The sequence below is a fragment of the Sulfuricurvum sp. genome (genome assembly GCF_028710345.1).
Classification (GTDB): Bacteria; Campylobacterota; Campylobacteria; order Campylobacterales; family Sulfurimonadaceae; genus Sulfuricurvum.
In genome coordinates this window covers 1-17,892 of sequence record NZ_JAQTUH010000006.1, presented here as the reverse complement: position 1 = coordinate 17,892, position 17,892 = coordinate 1, and the positions used below count along the sequence as shown (strand labels likewise).

Annotated in this window: 15 protein-coding genes; 13 read left to right on the top strand and 2 right to left on the bottom strand. The window is 41.3% G+C overall.

What is annotated here, in order from left to right:
* Positions 1–28 precede the first annotated feature (28 nt).
* The 8 genes from PHC76_RS08910 to PHC76_RS08875 are packed head-to-tail and all read left to right on the top strand — an operon-like array spanning position 29 to position 8,067.
* Positions 29–937 (top strand): type II secretion system protein GspK, encoded by a 909-nt coding sequence (locus tag PHC76_RS08910; RefSeq protein ID WP_299969823.1) that lies wholly within the window; start codon positions 29–31, stop codon positions 935–937.
* Positions 921–2,054, top strand: a complete 1,134-nt coding sequence (locus PHC76_RS08905) for a hypothetical protein (RefSeq protein ID WP_299969826.1) — start codon at positions 921–923, stop codon at positions 2,052–2,054. Before PHC76_RS08910 ends, PHC76_RS08905 begins: the two co-directional genes overlap by 17 nt.
* Positions 2,051–2,434, top strand: a complete 384-nt coding sequence (locus tag PHC76_RS08900; RefSeq protein ID WP_299969829.1) for a hypothetical protein — start codon at positions 2,051–2,053, stop codon at positions 2,432–2,434. The genes PHC76_RS08905 and PHC76_RS08900 overlap by 4 nt, the downstream gene beginning before the upstream one ends.
* Positions 2,431–2,943, top strand: a complete 513-nt coding sequence (locus PHC76_RS08895) for a hypothetical protein (protein ID WP_299969831.1) — start codon at positions 2,431–2,433, stop codon at positions 2,941–2,943. The genes PHC76_RS08900 and PHC76_RS08895 overlap by 4 nt, the downstream gene beginning before the upstream one ends.
* A complete protein-coding gene (locus PHC76_RS08890) occupies positions 2,927–3,751 on the top strand; it encodes a hypothetical protein (protein WP_299969834.1) in 825 nt (274 codons plus the stop codon). The genes PHC76_RS08895 and PHC76_RS08890 overlap by 17 nt, the downstream gene beginning before the upstream one ends.
* Positions 3,735–5,339 (top strand): secretin N-terminal domain-containing protein, encoded by a 1,605-nt coding sequence (locus PHC76_RS08885; protein ID WP_299969837.1) that lies wholly within the window; start codon positions 3,735–3,737, stop codon positions 5,337–5,339. Before PHC76_RS08890 ends, PHC76_RS08885 begins: the two co-directional genes overlap by 17 nt.
* Positions 5,336–6,850 carry a GspE/PulE family protein gene (locus PHC76_RS08880; protein WP_299969839.1) on the top strand — a complete coding sequence of 505 codons (1,515 nt, stop codon included), beginning with the start codon at positions 5,336–5,338 and terminating at the stop codon, positions 6,848–6,850. Before PHC76_RS08885 ends, PHC76_RS08880 begins: the two co-directional genes overlap by 4 nt.
* Positions 6,850–8,067 carry a type II secretion system F family protein gene (locus PHC76_RS08875; protein WP_299969842.1) on the top strand — a complete coding sequence of 406 codons (1,218 nt, stop codon included), beginning with the start codon at positions 6,850–6,852 and terminating at the stop codon, positions 8,065–8,067. Before PHC76_RS08880 ends, PHC76_RS08875 begins: the two co-directional genes overlap by 1 nt.
* Here PHC76_RS08875 and PHC76_RS08870 read toward each other — a convergent pair.
* Positions 8,059–8,487 (bottom strand): lytic transglycosylase domain-containing protein, encoded by a 429-nt coding sequence (locus PHC76_RS08870; RefSeq protein WP_299969845.1) that lies wholly within the window; start codon positions 8,485–8,487, stop codon positions 8,059–8,061. The genes PHC76_RS08875 and PHC76_RS08870 overlap by 9 nt on opposite strands.
* A gap of 108 nt (positions 8,488–8,595) precedes the next feature.
* Here PHC76_RS08870 and PHC76_RS08865 point away from each other — a divergent pair, with 108 nt between their 5' ends.
* Both PHC76_RS08865 and PHC76_RS08860 read left to right on the top strand, forming a co-directional pair.
* Positions 8,596–9,045 (top strand): hypothetical protein, encoded by a 450-nt coding sequence (locus tag PHC76_RS08865; protein ID WP_299969848.1) that lies wholly within the window; start codon positions 8,596–8,598, stop codon positions 9,043–9,045.
* A 3-nt stretch (positions 9,046–9,048) separates the two neighbouring features.
* Positions 9,049–10,740 carry a HAMP domain-containing sensor histidine kinase gene (locus tag PHC76_RS08860; protein WP_299969851.1) on the top strand — a complete coding sequence of 564 codons (1,692 nt, stop codon included), beginning with the start codon at positions 9,049–9,051 and terminating at the stop codon, positions 10,738–10,740.
* 3 nt (positions 10,741–10,743) lie between these two features.
* On the opposite strand, the gene PHC76_RS08855 is transcribed toward PHC76_RS08860, so the two are convergent.
* Complete coding sequence (locus PHC76_RS08855) at positions 10,744–11,406, bottom strand: response regulator transcription factor (protein WP_299969853.1); 663 nt, start codon at positions 11,404–11,406, stop codon at positions 10,744–10,746.
* A 75-nt stretch (positions 11,407–11,481) separates the two neighbouring features.
* Here PHC76_RS08855 and PHC76_RS08850 point away from each other — a divergent pair, with 75 nt between their 5' ends.
* The 3 genes from PHC76_RS08850 to PHC76_RS08840 form a co-directional block, all read left to right on the top strand.
* Positions 11,482–13,704: a hypothetical protein gene (locus tag PHC76_RS08850; RefSeq protein WP_299969856.1), complete on the top strand. Its 2,223-nt coding sequence runs from the start codon at positions 11,482–11,484 to the stop codon at positions 13,702–13,704.
* Positions 13,705–13,939: 235 nt separating this feature from the next.
* A complete protein-coding gene (locus tag PHC76_RS08845) occupies positions 13,940–16,150 on the top strand; it encodes a hypothetical protein (protein ID WP_299969859.1) in 2,211 nt (736 codons plus the stop codon).
* A gap of 37 nt (positions 16,151–16,187) precedes the next feature.
* Positions 16,188–17,892, top strand: a 1,705-nt coding sequence (locus PHC76_RS08840) for a M10 family metallopeptidase C-terminal domain-containing protein (protein ID WP_299969861.1), incomplete at its 3' end; no start/stop codon positions are given.

The following is a 17,892-nucleotide window of genomic DNA, read 5'->3' as shown; positions in this document are numbered from 1 at the left end:
AACAAAGAATATTGTATTAAAAATGAGCATGAACAAAAGCGGAATAGTTTTAATGATGACGTTGGTGTTGATAACCCTACTGATGGGGATCGTTGCACTGGCATTGGGACAGAGTGAGAAGCTCTCACGTGAGGGGAATAGACTTTTTTACCAAAGTGCATCGCTGCGTCTTTTGGATGATTTAGAGCAACAACTTCCTTCTTTACTGAGTGCAATTACAGGTGCGGAAGAGCTCGATTTAGCGATGAGGTTGCCATTACAAATCGAGAGTAAAAAAAGGGACTTTACTTTAACCGCAAATCTATCTTCCCCCTATGGAAGATGGAATATTAATTCTCTAAGCAATGGTGATGGGAAGGTTAATGAGGCTAATCTTGCACTCTTTATGAAGCTCTTTGCAACGTATCCGATTGCTGACGCTGATATTTTCATTAAGCTCGTTTTGGATACAATCGATACCGATAATAGTGAACGTAGCACAGATACGGAGATTGCATTGAGTCATCCCGATTTTAAAAATGGGGTGATTGGTGATGCAAAACAGTTTAATCTGATTGTAGAACGCTACATAGAGCTAACAAAAGACACGGCGATTCTCTCGATCCCTTGGGATCGTTACATTGGGTATGAGGGGGATAAAATGGATTTTAATGCACTTACCCCTGAAGTTTTATCACTGGTTTTACCTACGCTATCTCCTGAGAAAATTCGTACATTAACCCAATTTCGAACCAAAGCTTTTGTCTCAAAAGAAGAGGTTGTTGCCGCTGAACCCTCATTGGGAGCGCTTTTTGATACCTATTTCTTTATTTACAAATCGGGAGTCTCTTACGATCTTATGTGTGATGTACGTATTCGTGAAAACAGCCATGATGAACACATGAAATTTCGTTATAATCTTGTCGATAAGCGGGTGAAAAATGTCACTCTCCTTTGATAAACTACGATTGATTGCTGAGAAATATCCTCTGTTGCACCGTTTGTTTTATCGCACTGCCCCATTAGTCTATGGTGATCACACGCAGATGACACCTCCTTCAAAAGAGACGGTGTTAGTCATCCCCCCGCGATACTATTGGGTAAAAAGAGCCAATCTAAAGGTTAAAACATCCAAAGAAGCCGCATCGTATGGGACGGCATTGTTTGATTTGGACGATACCTACACCTATCAAGCGCAATCCATCGGAAATCATGATTTTATCCTCATCGCCTACAATCAATCAGAGATAGCCAAAGAAGTGTTATCGAATCCGAAATTCGAATCGATAGAGAAAATCACCTTTGCACAGTGGGTATTTGCTACCGAGTCTCATCCGATTCGCCTTAGTGAGGAAAAATCGTTGGCGATAGTGGATGGAGTTGTGGTGGAGATGGACTCGTCGTATTTGCTCCAAAAAGAGACACTCTCCCTCGATGAAGCATTATCCCATCCGAAATATCATCTCCCGACACTTCCGCGAGAAGCTTTTGCCCCTGCTGTTCTCACCCCTAAAACCCTCAGGGTGACGTTTATCATAGCCGTGCTCTTGTTTGGAAATTTTGCTACCCATGCGGTAGTAAATTATCAAGAATCGGTGAACATAGAGAGAACGATTCAAGAAGAGTTGCAACGCTCAAAACTCCCTGAAACGTCGATTGAACGTCAATCGATAGCGGAAACGTTAAAAATAAAAGAGAAAAAACAGCTCCGTTTGCGACAAGCCTGTAAAGAGCTGAGTGATATCCCCGTAGAGGTTAAAACAGCGAACCCTCCACCACCCGCGCCGATTACTCCACCTCCTGTGAGCTCTTCGGCTGAGGGGATTGTGTTAATACCGGGTTCCAAGCCGGGTGAAGCAAACCGTCTCATAGTGGATAATACCCTCTCCGCACCGGTCGTTGCATTTCACACAGAAGGGATGCGTGAATTGAATTATGACGGTAAAACAATCACTCTACTCATCGATACCCATGATAGCAATGCGGGGGCAAAACTCAAAGAGGAGATTAAAAAACAGCTTCGCCATGCAGAGGTGAGAGAGGATAATAAACAACTGGAGGTTCGATTACGATGAAAACCAAATCCCCTCTTTTTGTTATGGTTGTGTTAGTCATTGTGAGTATGGCAGCAGCATTGTGGGAGTATACCAATGTAAGTGAGCTAAGAGAACAACAAGATGCTCTTAGGGCAGAGGTAAAAGAGATTGAGTCTCTTAAAACACGTTGGTCAACACAAACCTCTCAGAGTGATTTTGAGTATTTTAAAAATCACCCTAATCTAACCAAACAAGAGAAACGGGGCGGGAATATTTATCTCGAATACAACAACCTCTCATCGAGCGAATTTAATCTCCTCTCAAACAAGCTTCTCAACTCCATGTTGGTGATTAAAAAAATGACCCTTCGGCATAACGGCTCATCTAAGGGTTCGATTATCGTGGAGATTGAATCATGAAACGTCTCCTTTACCCGCTCTATATTTTTCTCATTTTAGTGGTGATGATACCCAAAGAGAGACTCTATTTTGAGTTTGAATCTCTCCTCTCACAACACCATTTGTTTATCAATAACGAAACGTTTAGCAACCGATTACTCACTTTGGAGATTGAGAACGGCGAGTTGTTGCTCGATAACGGAGTGTTAGGGACACTCGAACATATCCATTTTACCCCGTGGATAGTTTTCAACCAACTTTCGTTTGAAAACCTCTCGTTTTCACCGCTATACCGTACTTTTTTCCCCGGTAATATCGATTCGATACGGATGACCTACTCGCTTATTCATCCGTTACTAGTAACGATAGAGGGGGAGGGGGATTTTGGTCATTGTAGTGGTGCGTATGATCTAATGGATGAAAAAATCCGTATCGTTTTTGATCCTACTCCTCAGCTTCGTCGTTATCCGCTACTGGTAGGACGTTTACATCAAGAGAAGGAGGGGCTGGTCTATGAAAGTAGTTTTTAACGAATCAACCCTCCAACGTTTTAACAAATTTGCGTTACCTTTAGTGTTGGCATGGAGTCTCTCAACGGCAGGAAGTCTGTTTTTACCAAGCTCAACAACAGAGGGGTTTACCTCTGAGTTTGATCCGTTTTTTGATCTTTTTCATTTTGGAGAAAAATTTGGGTTAACCAACCAATCTTCATCGATATCGCAATCGAAAACAGTTACAAAACAGACACTTGTCCCAGACCCGCACCGAATCAAAGCAATTTATCGCTCTAATTCGGATTCTTTTATCAGTATCAGCGATTCAAAAACGACGACGGTTGTTCCGTTGGGGGGGAAATACAAAAATTTCTTTCAGCTGATTTCGGTAGGTGACAAAACAGCTACCTTTTCCGGATTTGGGAAAAAATATACCCTTAGGTTGGGACATGATGACCCGCTCGCTCGCCAAGAGATGGTGAGTGAGGCAATATCCGATCCATCCTCTAATATCAAGATGAATGAGTGGCATACAATCAAGCATGAAGCCGTGATGGCACAGATGAACAATATCCAGAATATCACCAAAAGTATTGATATTGCTGAAGTGTTTAACGGGACAAAAATCGATGGTTTCCGTGTCAATAGAGTGGACTCCGATTCCCTTTTTGTACAGTTAGGGATTCTTAATGGGGATATTATCCAATCGGTTAATAACAAAAAACTCTCCTCCTATGCCGATGTATTAAGTATTTACTCTCAAATTCCACACCTTCGGAGTATCCGTATAACGGTACTGCGTAATAACCTACCAAAGGATATCGTTTATGAAATCACCCGCTAAATTATTACTCTTATCGCTTTCGTTGTGTACCGTATTATGGGGAGCTTCGGCAAATAATGAGAAGGTTTCTCTCTCTATCGATGGGATGGGGATTACCGATTTAATCAAACTGGTTGCAGCAACGACCCATAAAAATATTTTTATCACCGATGAGATTCCGGGAACCATCAGTTATGCCGGTAACAAACCGATTAACAAAAAAGATTTGTTCGGGATACTCCAAAGCACCCTCGATGCGCGGGGATATACCCTCATCGATTCGGGAGGAGGGTATTTGAGTGTCGTTAAAACGGCAGACGCGACGCAAATGAATCTCCCTTTTATGGAAAAAAGTGATATTCCGCAGATGCAGACCCGTATTTTTACATTTCATAATTCCAATGCCGAAACGATGGGGACAAAGATTAAACACTTCGCCAGTAAAAATGGCAAAGTAACTGCTTCTAAAGAATCCAACTCCGTTATCGTCACCGATTTTCCCGATAACATTGCTACTATCAAAAAAGCGATGGCTATTTTGGATGCTAAAGATGACAGTATTGCCAATACTACTCACGTTATCCCCCTCAAAAATGCCGATGCCAAATCGATTGTGACGACGCTTAATACGATTATCGGAAAAATGACTTTGATACCGGGACAACAACCACCGAGTATTACGAGTGATGATGCTACTAATTCATTGATTATTATTGCTAGCGAAGATTTGTTTAAGAGTCTTGAATTGACGATTCGTGAGTTGGATCATAATCGACAACAAGTTTATGTACGTGCTAAAATTATCGAAATCAGCGAAAACAAATCGCAAGAGGTGGGGATTAAATACGGGCTTTCCGGTGGAAAACTGGGCTCAAACGGACTTTTTACCTTTAACTCTTTGTTGGGTGATGGCAAAACCTCTGCTATTTCACTCGATTCGACCCTTTTAGGGGCGATTACCCTCCCCAGTCTTACCAGTGGGATTGCTTTGGGAGCTAATATTTCATTGCTAAACTCCAACGGTGCGGCAAATGTTTTATCCGAACCCTCTATTTTGTGTATCGATAACCAAGAGTCCTCTATCTATGTGGGAAAAACCGAATCGATTAGTTCAGGAGTAACACAAGGAGTTGGGACAGGGATAACGCAAAACTATACCCGTCAAGATATCGGATTAACCCTCAAAATCAAACCCCGTCTCTCTAATGATAACAAAGTGTTATTAGGGGTAACCGCCAAACTCGAAGATATCGAACCTAACTCGATTGCGGACCGTCCGAGTACGACGAAACGGGAGGTTCTTACTTCGGCGATTGTTAGTAATGGTGAGAGTGTTATTATCGGAGGGCTAATTCGAGAAAAAATTGATGAAACCGACACAAAAGTCCCCCTCTTAGGAGATATCCCCGTACTGGGATACCTTTTTAAAGACAAAGCAACAAAGCATGATAAAATCAATCTTGTCATTATGCTCACCCCCTATATCATCGAAAAAAGTGGTGATTTAAATTCATTGCGTACTCAATTGAGCGAACTCGATGCGATACAAGAGCGTTATATAGCCAATATAACGAAAAATATCGAAGCCAAAAAAGAGGCTAAGCCGTGATTGTATTTCCGTTTTTAGATGAAACGGGTATTGTTGTCCATTACCCCGAAAACATTGATACTTCGGTGTGCATACGTCACTCTTTATTGTTTTGTTCGTATGCGGAGGTGACCTATGCCATTATCCCTGAAGCAGACCATTTATCGGCATTACAGCTTTATAATAAACTCTTCCTCACGTACCCGATAGCGCACCTTTCTCATGCAGGGTATGAAAATCTCTATTTAAAATTTTTAGAACATAAAACCGATCAGGATATCTCCCAGAGTACTCCGAGTAATAGTGATTTTATTGATGAAGAGCTCTCATTGGTCGATTTTATTAAAAACTCTGCCGATCTGCTTAGTAGTGAAGAATCAGCTCCCATTATCAAATTCGTCAATACCATCTTTTATCAAGCGATTAAACGCAAAGCGAGTGATATCCATATCGAAACCCATGAGAAAAAAGGGGAAGTACGGTTTCGGATTGATGGGGCACTGATTAAACATATCGATTTGGATAAAAATATCATCGATCTCATCATTAGCCGTATAAAGGTTATCTCTGCACTCGATATCTCCGAAAAACGGCTCCCACAAGATGGACGAACACAGGTGAAAGTAGCGGGAAAAAATCTCGACATACGGGTCTCAGTTCTCCCTACCTATCATGGTGAGAGGGTAGTTTTACGGTTGCTGATGCAAGCATCGTCGATACCCGCATTGCGGGAGTTAGGGTTTGATGAGAAAACCACCTCCGAGTTTGAAGAGCTTCTGAAATTCTCCCACGGTATTATCTTAGTCACAGGACCTACAGGGAGTGGTAAATCGACCACGTTGCATTCGTTTTTGCAACAGCTTGCAACTCCTGAGAAAAACATCATCTCCATCGAAGATCCGGTTGAATACGATGCTCCCCATGTGAGTCAAATCGCGGTCAACACCAAAGCAGGGTTGAGTTTTGCTAGCGGGTTGCGCTCCATCTTGCGTCAAGACCCCGATATCATCATGATCGGGGAGATACGCGACAGCGAAACCGCCCATATCGCTATCCAAGCGGCGATGACGGGGCATTTAGTCCTCTCGACACTCCATACTAACAATGCCACCGCTGCACTGACCCGATTAGCCGATATGGGAATCGATAAATTTTTGATTACCTCGACGTTGATAGGGGTTTTGGCACAGCGTCTTGTACGGAAATTATGTCCTGAATGCAAAGAGATTGTTACACTCTCCGATGTGGATGCCGATGAGTTAGCGATTGAACATGGGCATAGTGTAGCCCACCCAAAAGGGTGTGTCCATTGCCATTACACAGGGTATCAGGGGCGTGTTGCGATAGGGGAATTTTTTATGCTTGATGATACCCTTCGACCACTTCTCAAAAACAGTGATAACGATTTTGAAATCCGTGAAATGATGCGATTACGCGGGATGCAGTTTCTATCCCATCAACTAATAGCATTATTGCTTAATCACACGACCGGTCTCGATGAGATCATCCGTGTGGGGGTAAAAGAGGCGTAATGGAATTTCATTACAAAGGGCTAGATAATGCAGGTAATCCCCTAAAATCGACCATTGAGGCTTCATCGTATGAGGATGCGAAAATAAAACTCAAATCGTTGGGGATTTTGTATTCGGATATCTCGATGCGTGAGCAATCCTTTTTCGGTGTGTTGGCACTTTTTAAACAAAAATCTCTCCCCTCTTCACAACTGGCAATTTTAAGCCGTGATCTCGCGGTTTATCTTAATGCAGGGATTCCGTTGACACGAGCCTTGAGCCTCTTGAAACACCAAAACCATTCCAACGTTCGGTTGGAGCGTTTTTTTGAGTCATTGGTAAACTCTATCCATGAGGGGAAAAGCTTTGCCCAATCCCTTGAATCCCAAGAGCACTATACTCTCCCCGTCTTTTACACCGGAACTCTCAAAATATCCGAAGATCGCGGAATATTGGCGGAGGTGTTAAACGAGCTTTCTCACTATCTAATCCTCCAAGAAAAAGTGAAAAAACAACTCTCCCAAGCCCTCGTATACCCCTCATTTATCATTGTCGTATCGATTTTGATGATCTCGTTTATGCTCACCGTAGTGGTTCCGAAAATCACCGCGATTTTCGAATCGACGGGGCAAGCGTTACCGATGTTGACTCAGATTATTATCTCCCTCGCCCATTTTTTCGCCCAAAATTGGTTCTTTTTGGCATCAGGAGTATTGGGCGCCGTGGGGTTGTTTTCGTATAAAATGGCAACCGATTACACCTTTAAAAAAGGGATTCATGCGCTAATACTAAAACTCCCGATTGTGGGAAAAATGGTGGAAACCGCCGATTTGGCACGATTTTGCACCATCTCATCGCTCTTGATGCGCTCAGGGATACCGGTCGTTAATACCATCAAACTCTCCTGCATTACCCTCTCCTCCGAAGTGATAAAAGCGCTGTTTCAAGAGGCATCGGTACGGGTCGTCGAGGGCTCATCACTCTCTAAAGCGCTCAAACAAGAGGGGACATACACCATCGATGATGCATTTATCGAAGCGGTGGCTATCGGGGAGGAAACAAGTGAACTCTCCTCGATGTTAGAGCACCTTTCGGCATTTTACATCGATACCAACAAAGATAAAATAGCTCTTTTTCTCTCAGTACTCGAACCCTCATTGATGCTTATTATCGGAGGGATTATCGGGGTGATGGTCACCGCGATGCTGTTACCTATTTTCTCGTTGAATTTAGGGTGAGGTTTTCAGTGCGACGATGAGTCGTCGTAGCCATTTCTCTTTATGTACCTGTGTTTTGGAGTGATAATTTCCGATGGCTTGGAGATTAAATCCTTGCTCTTTGATATGTTCGGAGAGGAGCCAACTTCCCGCATAGATATTGATTTGAGGATTGAGAATATTATTCTCATTTATCCCCCAGCGACTTAGTTCTTTGAAATGGATGGAGTTGATTTGCATCAATCCGTAATCTTTGGTTCCGTTATCATTGATGCGGATAGCATTAGGATTACCGGCACTTTCGATAGCTACAATATTTTTGAGTAAGAGAGGGGGGATGTTGTAGTAATTTCCTGCTTGTTGGAAATAGGGGTTGTAATCGGATACTTTTGCATACAATGAGAGTGCAATAAAAAAGATAATCGCTAGTGAACGTAACATGCAATCTCCATTAAAATATCGATTCGTTGGTCACAATTGTAGCATACTTGCTAAAGTACGCTATATGCATATACAGTAGTTTATTAGAAAAGTGTATATAATTAGAGTATGAAAAAATTCAAAAAACTAATATTTATGTCGAAAATGTTTGTTGTAGTATTATTTTTTAACGTAATAATACAATCTTTGTTTGCAGATACTCTTGTAGTTGTTGCAGGTGAAAATTTTAGTGTAAATACGTTAACGAAAGAGGAAATTCGAAGTATTTATGTAGCAAAAAAATTTCATGTAGGGGGTCAAAAGGTGATTCCTATAAATTTAGGCATTGACAATCCATTAAGATTGAAGTTTGAATCCGAAGTTGTCAATGTTGATAGGGATATATTATCTCGTATATGGCTTCAGGCCCATTTTTTAGGGTATAAACCCCCAAAAACATTTAAAACTCAGGAGATGGTTGCTGAGTTTTTGTCCAAAGTAGATAACTCTATAGGATACGTAGATGAGTCTATGGCACAAAAGTATCATCTAAAAATATTGTTTAGGGAGCACAAATAAATTATGCAATTTAAATGGGATTCATTGCCTATCGTTTATAAGCTGTTTATAACACTTATAGGGGGAATTGGTTTAATCATTATTGCATTATTAACCTATTTGTGGGGGTATGAATCGGAATTAATGCTCAAAAAAGAACAAGATCTTCTACGTATACAATCCATTTCAGTCGCACAAGAATTAACATTACATCTGAATCATTTACAGAAAGAAGTGTATTTTTTATCCCATTTAGAAGTAATGGATGATATGGTAGTTAGAGATATCGATCGACGTATTACCAATATTTTGGAACAAAAAATGGATGATTTAGGAGAATCCGTAATCCTCTATACAGTCGCACCTGATTTTACGGTTATTGCTTCATCTCAAACTGCAAAAATTAATACACTTTTTGCAAAAGGAACTAGTGTTGCTGCTGAAGTTAAAAAAGGGAAAAACTTTTTATTTGTCGATGATACCCTTTATCTATTTACACCTTTGTATGGGTCATTTGATACACATTATTTTTTAGGATATTTAGTTATTTCATATCCAGCAAAAAATTTTGTTAAGCAGTTAGAAATCGAACAAAATCCGTATAGATGGCTGACCGCTCCCCCTTCTATCCATTATAAAGACAGTAATGCTCTTTATGATATGGATGATTTTCTCCATGACAAGATAACCCTTTCAGGTATGTTAGAGGGGTGGACTTTTCATAATGCAATGCCAAAAAGTGACGCACTTGCCCTCTTGTACCATTTTCAAATGCTTTTGTTGAGTGTGTTTGGGATTGGACTTGTTCTTATTGCTTTTTTGGTATGGATTATTGTTTTGCGTATTATTAAACCTTTGCGTGAACTTTCCGACACCGCCATGCGAATCTCCACGACGGGTGATTATTCTCAAACGGTAACAGAAACTGGGTACGATGAAATCGGGGTTATGGCGCACTCTTTTAATGCTCTGATGTTTACGACAATGGTGAATCTGAAGCGTTTGGAATTACTCGGAAAAACAAAAGCTTCTCTTCAAGCAAAATCTTCTTTTTTATCCGCTATGTCACACGAATTACGCACACCTCTTGGCTCTATTTTGAGCTTGACACAGTATTTGATCACACAGCCAAATACTCCGAGCCCAGTATGTGAAACACTGGAAAAAATCGAAAATTCAGCGCATCACCTTTTGGGTGTTATTAATAATATTTTGGACTATGCCAAAGTAGAATCGGGAAAAATTGAACCCCATATCTCTGTATGTAATCCGATTGAGATTATACAAGAGGCATTGGATCTCGTATCTCCTTTGGCGGAGGATAAAGGGTTAGTGATTCGGACAATGTTTGAGCCATTTGAAGCAGATTTTAGAACTGATTCACGACTGTTGGGTCAGGTAATCATCAACCTGCTTTCCAATGCGATAAAATTTACCGATCACGGATTTATAGATGTACAGCTCCATTTTTTAGAAGAACTTTTTATTCTAGAGGTAAGAGATACCGGATGTGGTATAGCGTATGAAGCATTAGCCGATTTATTTGATGATTTTTACCAAGTACGGACAAACAACCAAAATATCACAGAAGGGAGTGGACTTGGACTTGCTATTAGTAAGCGTATCGCGTTATTACTACAAGGAGATTTATATCTTCGCAGTGAGGGTGAGGGTGAGGGGACTATCGCCTTGTTTCATTTTAGATCGTTTAAATAGTGATTAGCGGGCAATCATATACCCAACCCCTCGGATTGTTTGAATGAGATTGTCACCATCAAGCTTTTTTCGTAAATTTTTAATATGAGCATCGACGATATTACTCGCACTGAGATGATCAAAGTCGCGGCTTAAATGTTCTGATATTTGATAGCGTGTTAATACAGTGTTGGCATTTAAGACGAGTAATTCGAGTAGTTCAAACTCTTTAGCAGAGAGTTTAATAGGGGTATTATTGATATGAACACTACGGGAAGAAAAATCGATTGTTAAATCTCCTAATTGTATGATTGTTTGTTTTTGTGCACACTCTCGACGGAGTAAGGCACGTATTCTTGCTAGTAGCTCTATATTAGAAAAAGGTTTTTCCAAATAATCATCCGCCCCTCCATCGAGTGCTTCTACTTTATCCTCCACCTCTTTTTTAGAGGAGAAGAGTAATATTGGAGTACTAATATTATTTTTGCGTAAACGGATAAGCAAATCAACTCCGCTACCATCAGGGAGCATCCAGTCTAAAAGAATCAAATCGTATTTTTTTTCATCAATGCACTCTTTTCCATCTGCTAATGTTGTTGCAACATCAACATGGTATTGGGCATCACGGAGCAGTTGCTGGAGGGCATAGAGTAATTCTTCATTGTCATCAATAATTAGTAAATGCATAAAAAATCCTTATTTCATTAAAACTTCATAAACGTATCTTACCATAACAGAGAAAGTTTAAATAAAGGAGTCACTATGCGACAACCAATTGCTCTTATTTCGTCAGTGTTAGCGGCGTTCATTCTTAGTGGATGTGGTGGAGGAAGCGGGGGAACTGTTGATCCAGCTACGGGTCTATCAACGGCAACGTTTATCGATGCCCCTGTGCAAGGTTTGGAATTCGAAACTCCAACACAAAAAGGTGGGATTACTGATAAAAATGGTAATTTCCAATACAAAGAGGGTGAATCCATTACATTTCACATAGGAAATTTGTATTTAGGATCGGCTAAACCTAAGAATGGTGTAATAACACCTCTGGATTTGGTTGGTACAACGGTTGATGATCCAAAAGTAATCAATATGCTCCAAGTGCTTCAAACACTTGATAGTGATAATGATACATCTAATGGAATTACTATTGACACATTACATCGTGAAACATTTAAAAATCAAAATCGGATCGACTTGAGTGAGACGGATGATGATGAAGCTATTCAAAATACGATTGGGCAACACTATAGAGTAAGCGAGTCGGAAGCAAAAACACATTTTGAAGATCATAAAAATGATGGATCTAATGGGACAGCAGGATACACTCCTCCTCCTACGACTACAACCCCTCCTGTTACTCTTCCATCAGTTGGGAATGGCAAGTATACCCTTGTAGCATGGAACGATTTAGGTATGCACTGTGTTGATGGTAAAGATTACTCAATCTTTAGTATTCTCCCTCCATACAATAATCTTCATGCTCATCTCATCAGTAAAGATGTGACAAGTGGTAAAAATATTACAAGCGGTGTAACATTGACCTATGAAGCGGTTGCCGATACGACCGGTTCGATCAACACAACCAGCAATAAAGATAAAAATGGTGGAGTTAAAACCAATTTTTGGGATTATGTTGGAAAACTTTTTGGTTCTGCTGCCGCTGCATTGGGAATTGATACCGGTCTTACAGGTAACAAAACCCAAAGCAGTACTCCTCAAACGATGACGTATAACAGTACTAACAGTTGGTGGGAAGCAGAGGGAATCCCTGCGATGCCATACGATGATAATGGTGTCAAAAATTACTATCCGATGGTCAAAGTGGTTGCTAAAGATGCAGCAGGGACAATTTTGGCAAGTACAAAAGTAGTTCTTCCGGTATCTGATGAAATGAGTTGTATCAGCTGTCATGCCTCCAACAGTGTTGCCGCGGCAAAACCGACGGCTGGATGGGTTAATGATAGTGCCGCTGAAAAAGATTGGAAACGCAATATCCTTAAACTTCACGATCAAAAGCACGCCACTGCTATTGCTGACGCAAATATGCAAGGCACCTACACGAAAGGTACCACTTTGCTAGCAAATGCTGATGCGGGGCAACCGGTTCTATGTGCGTCGTGTCATCAATCAAATGCTTTAGGTACGCCACTTAAAACAGGCATTAAACCTCTTACTGAAGCATTGCACTCTCGACACGCCAATGTTATCGATCCTAAAACAGGGAGCACAATGAACAGCAGTACGAATCGCGATTCGTGTTACCAATGTCATCCGGGTTCAGTAACCAAATGTTTACGTGGTGCGATGGGGAATGCAAAAAATGCAAATGGAAGTAACGCCATTGATTGTCAAAGCTGTCACGGTACAATGAGCGATGTGGGCAAATCTGGACGTGCGGGATGGTATGATCAACCTAACTGCCAACAGTGTCATGATAAAAATACAACTTCTGGCAATTTTACCCGCTATAACAGTGTATTCTCTTCTCCGGGAACATTGCGTGCGACGATAGATACAAAATTCGCAACCACTGCCAATACACCAATGGCGGGTAAATCACTGTACCGATTTAGTAAAGGGCATGGAAATCTACAATGTGAAGCGTGTCACGGTGCGACCCATGCAGAGTATCCAAGTTCTCATGCTAACGATAACGTTCAAAGTATCGCACTCCAAGGGCATACCGGAACGATTGGTGAGTGTACAACTTGTCACACAACGATTCCAAGTACAACCAATGCAGGTCCACATGGATTGCATCCGATAGGATCGACAACATGGTATAAAGATCACCGAAGTGCAGCTAAAACAGCCGGTGCTAGTAAAGGACTTGGGACGGATGCATGTGCCGCTTGTCATGGTACAGATTATAGAGGAACGGTTCTCTCTAAAACAGCACAAGCAAGAACGGTTAGTGGTAAAACATTTGCCGCAGGTGAAATGGTTACGTGTTACAAATGTCATAATGGACCACAAGGAGACTAAATATAAATACTAAAAATTTGCTTTTAAAAAATAGGTTGCTTTTAGCAACTTATTTTTATTAATTTTCATGTGTAGTCATATCAACATGATGCTATGCATCCCCCAGCAATTGCTGGAGTGCATAGGGTAGTTCTTCATACTTATCGATAATAAATATCTCCCCAATTCCTTGATTCATTAAAAATTCATAAACGTAGTCTAATATAACGGATAAAGTTAAAATAAAGGAGTCAATATGCGTCAAGCAATTGGTCTTGCTTCATCGGTGTTAGCGGCATTCGTTTTCATCGGTTGTGGTGGTGGCGGAAGTAGTTCAACCGGAGGAAATAGCGTTGCTGGAACGTCGGTAGCAACCTTTATTGATTCTCCTGTTAGTGGTCTTGAGTTTGATACGTCGTATGAGACGAATGCTGTGACTGATGCTAATGGTAATTTCAGATATACAGAGGGTGAGAGTGTAGCATTTCATATCGGTAATCTTTATTTAGGTTCAGCCGTACCGAAAAATGGAAAAGTAACTCCACTTGATCTCATTGGAACAACCGATTCGACTGATCCGAGGGTTGTCCGTATGCTTCAAACTCTTCAATCATTGGATAATGATCAAGATTCTACTAACGGTATTACGATTGATCCAGCGATTGTTGCTACCTTAAAAATACCGGCACGTATTGATATGAAAAATGCAACCGATAGCGATGTTTTGGGGATAATCGGAAAAAGTGTTTTTGATGTTAATGCATCAGTTGCACAATCTAATTTTAAACCAAATACTGCATCAAATGCCAGTAAAGGGTATTCTCCGACAACACCGGCAACAGCAGGTACCGATATCGGTAATACCGGCAAATATACTCTAGTCGCGTGGAATGATTTAGGGATGCACTGTATGGATGGGAAAGACTACTCGGTTTTTAGTATTCTCCCACCGTATAACAATCTCCATGCACATTTGATTGATAAAACTTTAACAGCAGGGAAAAGTATTACCACGGGTGTAACCCTTACCTATGAAGCGGTCGCCGATACTACGGGATCGATAAACACCTATAGTGCAGGTAAAACCAACTTTTGGGATTGGGTTCTTTCCCTTTTTGGTGGTAGACCAGCGGATGATCATGGATTAAATATGTCCGGAGGGGCTGCTAATCCGACACCAAGTTTGACACCTGCGGGTATGACGTACAATGGTGCTAATGGATGGTGGGAAGCTGAGGGTATCCCAGTAACTCCAATGGATGATAAAAATATTAGCAAAAACTACTATCCGATGGTAAAAGTAGTGGCGAGAGATGCTACAGGTACGATAATCGCGACGACGAAAGTGGTTCTTCCTGTATCCGATGAGATGAGCTGTGTCACATGTCACGCCTCCAACAGTGTTGCAGCGGCAAAACCGACAGCGGGATGGATAAATAATACTGCGAGTGTAGAAAAAGATTGGAAACAAAATATTCTCCGTCTCCATGATCAAAAACATCCGACAGCGATTAGTGATGCAGGGATGGCAGGAACTTATAAAAATGGGTCAACTTTACTAGCAAATGCTGATGCAGGGCAACCGGTATTGTGTGCGAAATGCCATAAATCTAATGCGTTGGGTACAGGATTGATAGCAGGTATTAAACCATTAACCGAAGCATTACACAGTAAGCATGCGACTGTTACCGATCCGACAACAGGTCTCTCTATGGATAGCAGTACGAATCGTGATTCGTGTTATAAATGTCATCCAGGTTCAGTAACCAAATGTTTACGAGGTGCGATGGGGAATGCAAAAAATGCAAATGGAAGTAACGCCATTGATTGTCAAAGCTGTCATGGTAAAATGTCTGATGTAGGCAAATCTGGACGTGAGGGGTGGTTAGATCAACCTAACTGTCAACAATGCCATGACCGTACCGCAGCTACCGCTAACTTTACGCGCTTTACGTCTGTATTCTCTTCTCCGGGAACATTGCGTGCGACGATAGATACAAAATTCGCAACCACTGCCAATACACCAATGGCGGGTAAATCACTGTACCGATTTAGTAAAGGGCATGGAAATCTGCAATGTGAAGCGTGTCACGGTGCGACCCATGCAGAGTATCCAAGTTCTCATGCTAACGATAACGTTCAAAGTATCGCACTCCAAGGGCATACCGGAACGATTGGTGAGTGTACAACCTGTCACTCAACGATTCCAACTACAACCAATGCAGGTCCACATGGATTGCATCCGATAGGATCGACAACATGGTACAAAAATCATAGAAGTGCTGCTAAAGCAGCCGGTGCTACTCAAGGGTTAGGGACGGATGCATGTGCCGCTTGTCATGGTACGGATTATAGAGGAACGGTTCTCTCTAAAACAGCAAAAGCAAGAACGGTTAGTGGTAAAACATTTGCTGCTGGTGAAATGGTTACCTGTTACAAATGTCATAATGGACCAAGCGGAGATTAAGAAAGTTTTAAAAATTAATTTATAAGGGAATACAGTTATGGGAAATGGTATTACTGGATCTGTTGTTGCATCAACAGTGTTTACGCCTCAATCTGTTGTTCCGATTGCGCATACGCAATCGATTCAAAATCTTCTCGCAGGTAACAAGTGGGGAGGTGCTATCGGCACAAGTGCCGATTTGACTTATAGTTTTACCAATTATTCTTCGATTTTTAACTATACCACGACAGGAATGTCGGGGTTAATGCTTATGAGTGCTGAACAACAAAGTGCCGCGACCAAAGCGATGGCGGCATGGTCCAATGTCGCTAAGGTAACGTTTAGCGCCGTGAGCGAAACAGCAACCATCGCCGGTGACATCCGTTTTAGTGCCACAACTTCTGCTGATCTATTAGTCATGAATGAAATTTCTGCCCCAAATACGGCATCAAATGGTGATATATGGATAGGACCGGGGTACGGTGGATATCGCAGTGCTGTTATGGGTAGTTACAGTATGGATTCTTATATGCATGAGCTTGGCCATGCATTAGGACTTGATCATCCACATACTAGTGCTATAACACCGGTTGCGGGTGAAGATCAGCTTAAATATTCGATTATGAGTTATGCTTCTTTTAACGGAGACACTGCTGTTGATTATGGAAATGATTTTTTCCCAACAACACCAATGCTCAACGATATTGCTGCTATACAGTATTTGTATGGTGCCAACATGAGCTATAAAACAGGTAACGACACCTATACATGGAGTGACGGACAAAAAATATTTGAAACCATTTGGGATGCAGGCGGGAATGATACTATCGATGCTTCAAATCAATCTAGCGCAGTTACGATCAATCTTAACTCAGGACAATGGTCTACGATCGGTGGAGCTATTTGGAACGGACAAGCATACGTTAATGATAACTTAACTATCGCTTATGGTGCAGTTATTGAAAATGCGACAGGTACAGGTTTAAATGATACATTGATTGGGAATAAGGCAAATAACGTTCTCAATGGTGGAGGTGGAAGTGATACTGCAGTTTTTAGTGGTATTTCATCTAATTATATTATTCGAAAAAATCTTGATAATTCTATTACAGTAACCGATAAATCTGCTAATGGTGATGGACGCGATACTCTCCTTAATATTGAGCAACTGAAATTTTCAGATACGACAATTCAATCTTCTACATTAGTCTATGTCCCAAATGCAGCACCTACATCAGCAAATGCAACAGAAACTTTAAACCAAAATGCGTCTAAAGCATTAGTTCTTGCAGATTTTGCATTCAGTGATACTAACGTAGGTGATACTCTTACATCGATAATGATCACATCACTACCTACTGCGGGCACACTAGCACTTAATGGAACTACCGTAACTCTCAATCAAGAAATTACTACCAATGATATCAGTGCAGGACATCTTGTATTCACACCTGTGACTGGTGCTAGTGGTCCTGGCTATTCATCATTCGGATTTAAAGTCTCTGATGGAATCGATTACTCAGCATCTGCGAATACAGTAACATTTAATGTCACTCCATTGAGTAATGATTTAATTATCACCGGAACAAGTGGTAATGATAACCTTGTTGGTGGAGTCGGTAACGATACCCTAAGTGGCTTAGAGGGCAACGACACCCTACTAGGCTTAGGAGGTAATGACATTCTATCCGGCGGCTTAGGAGATGATATCATGGATGGAGGAGCAGGCGTAGATACCCTAACCTACATTACAGCCAGCGCGG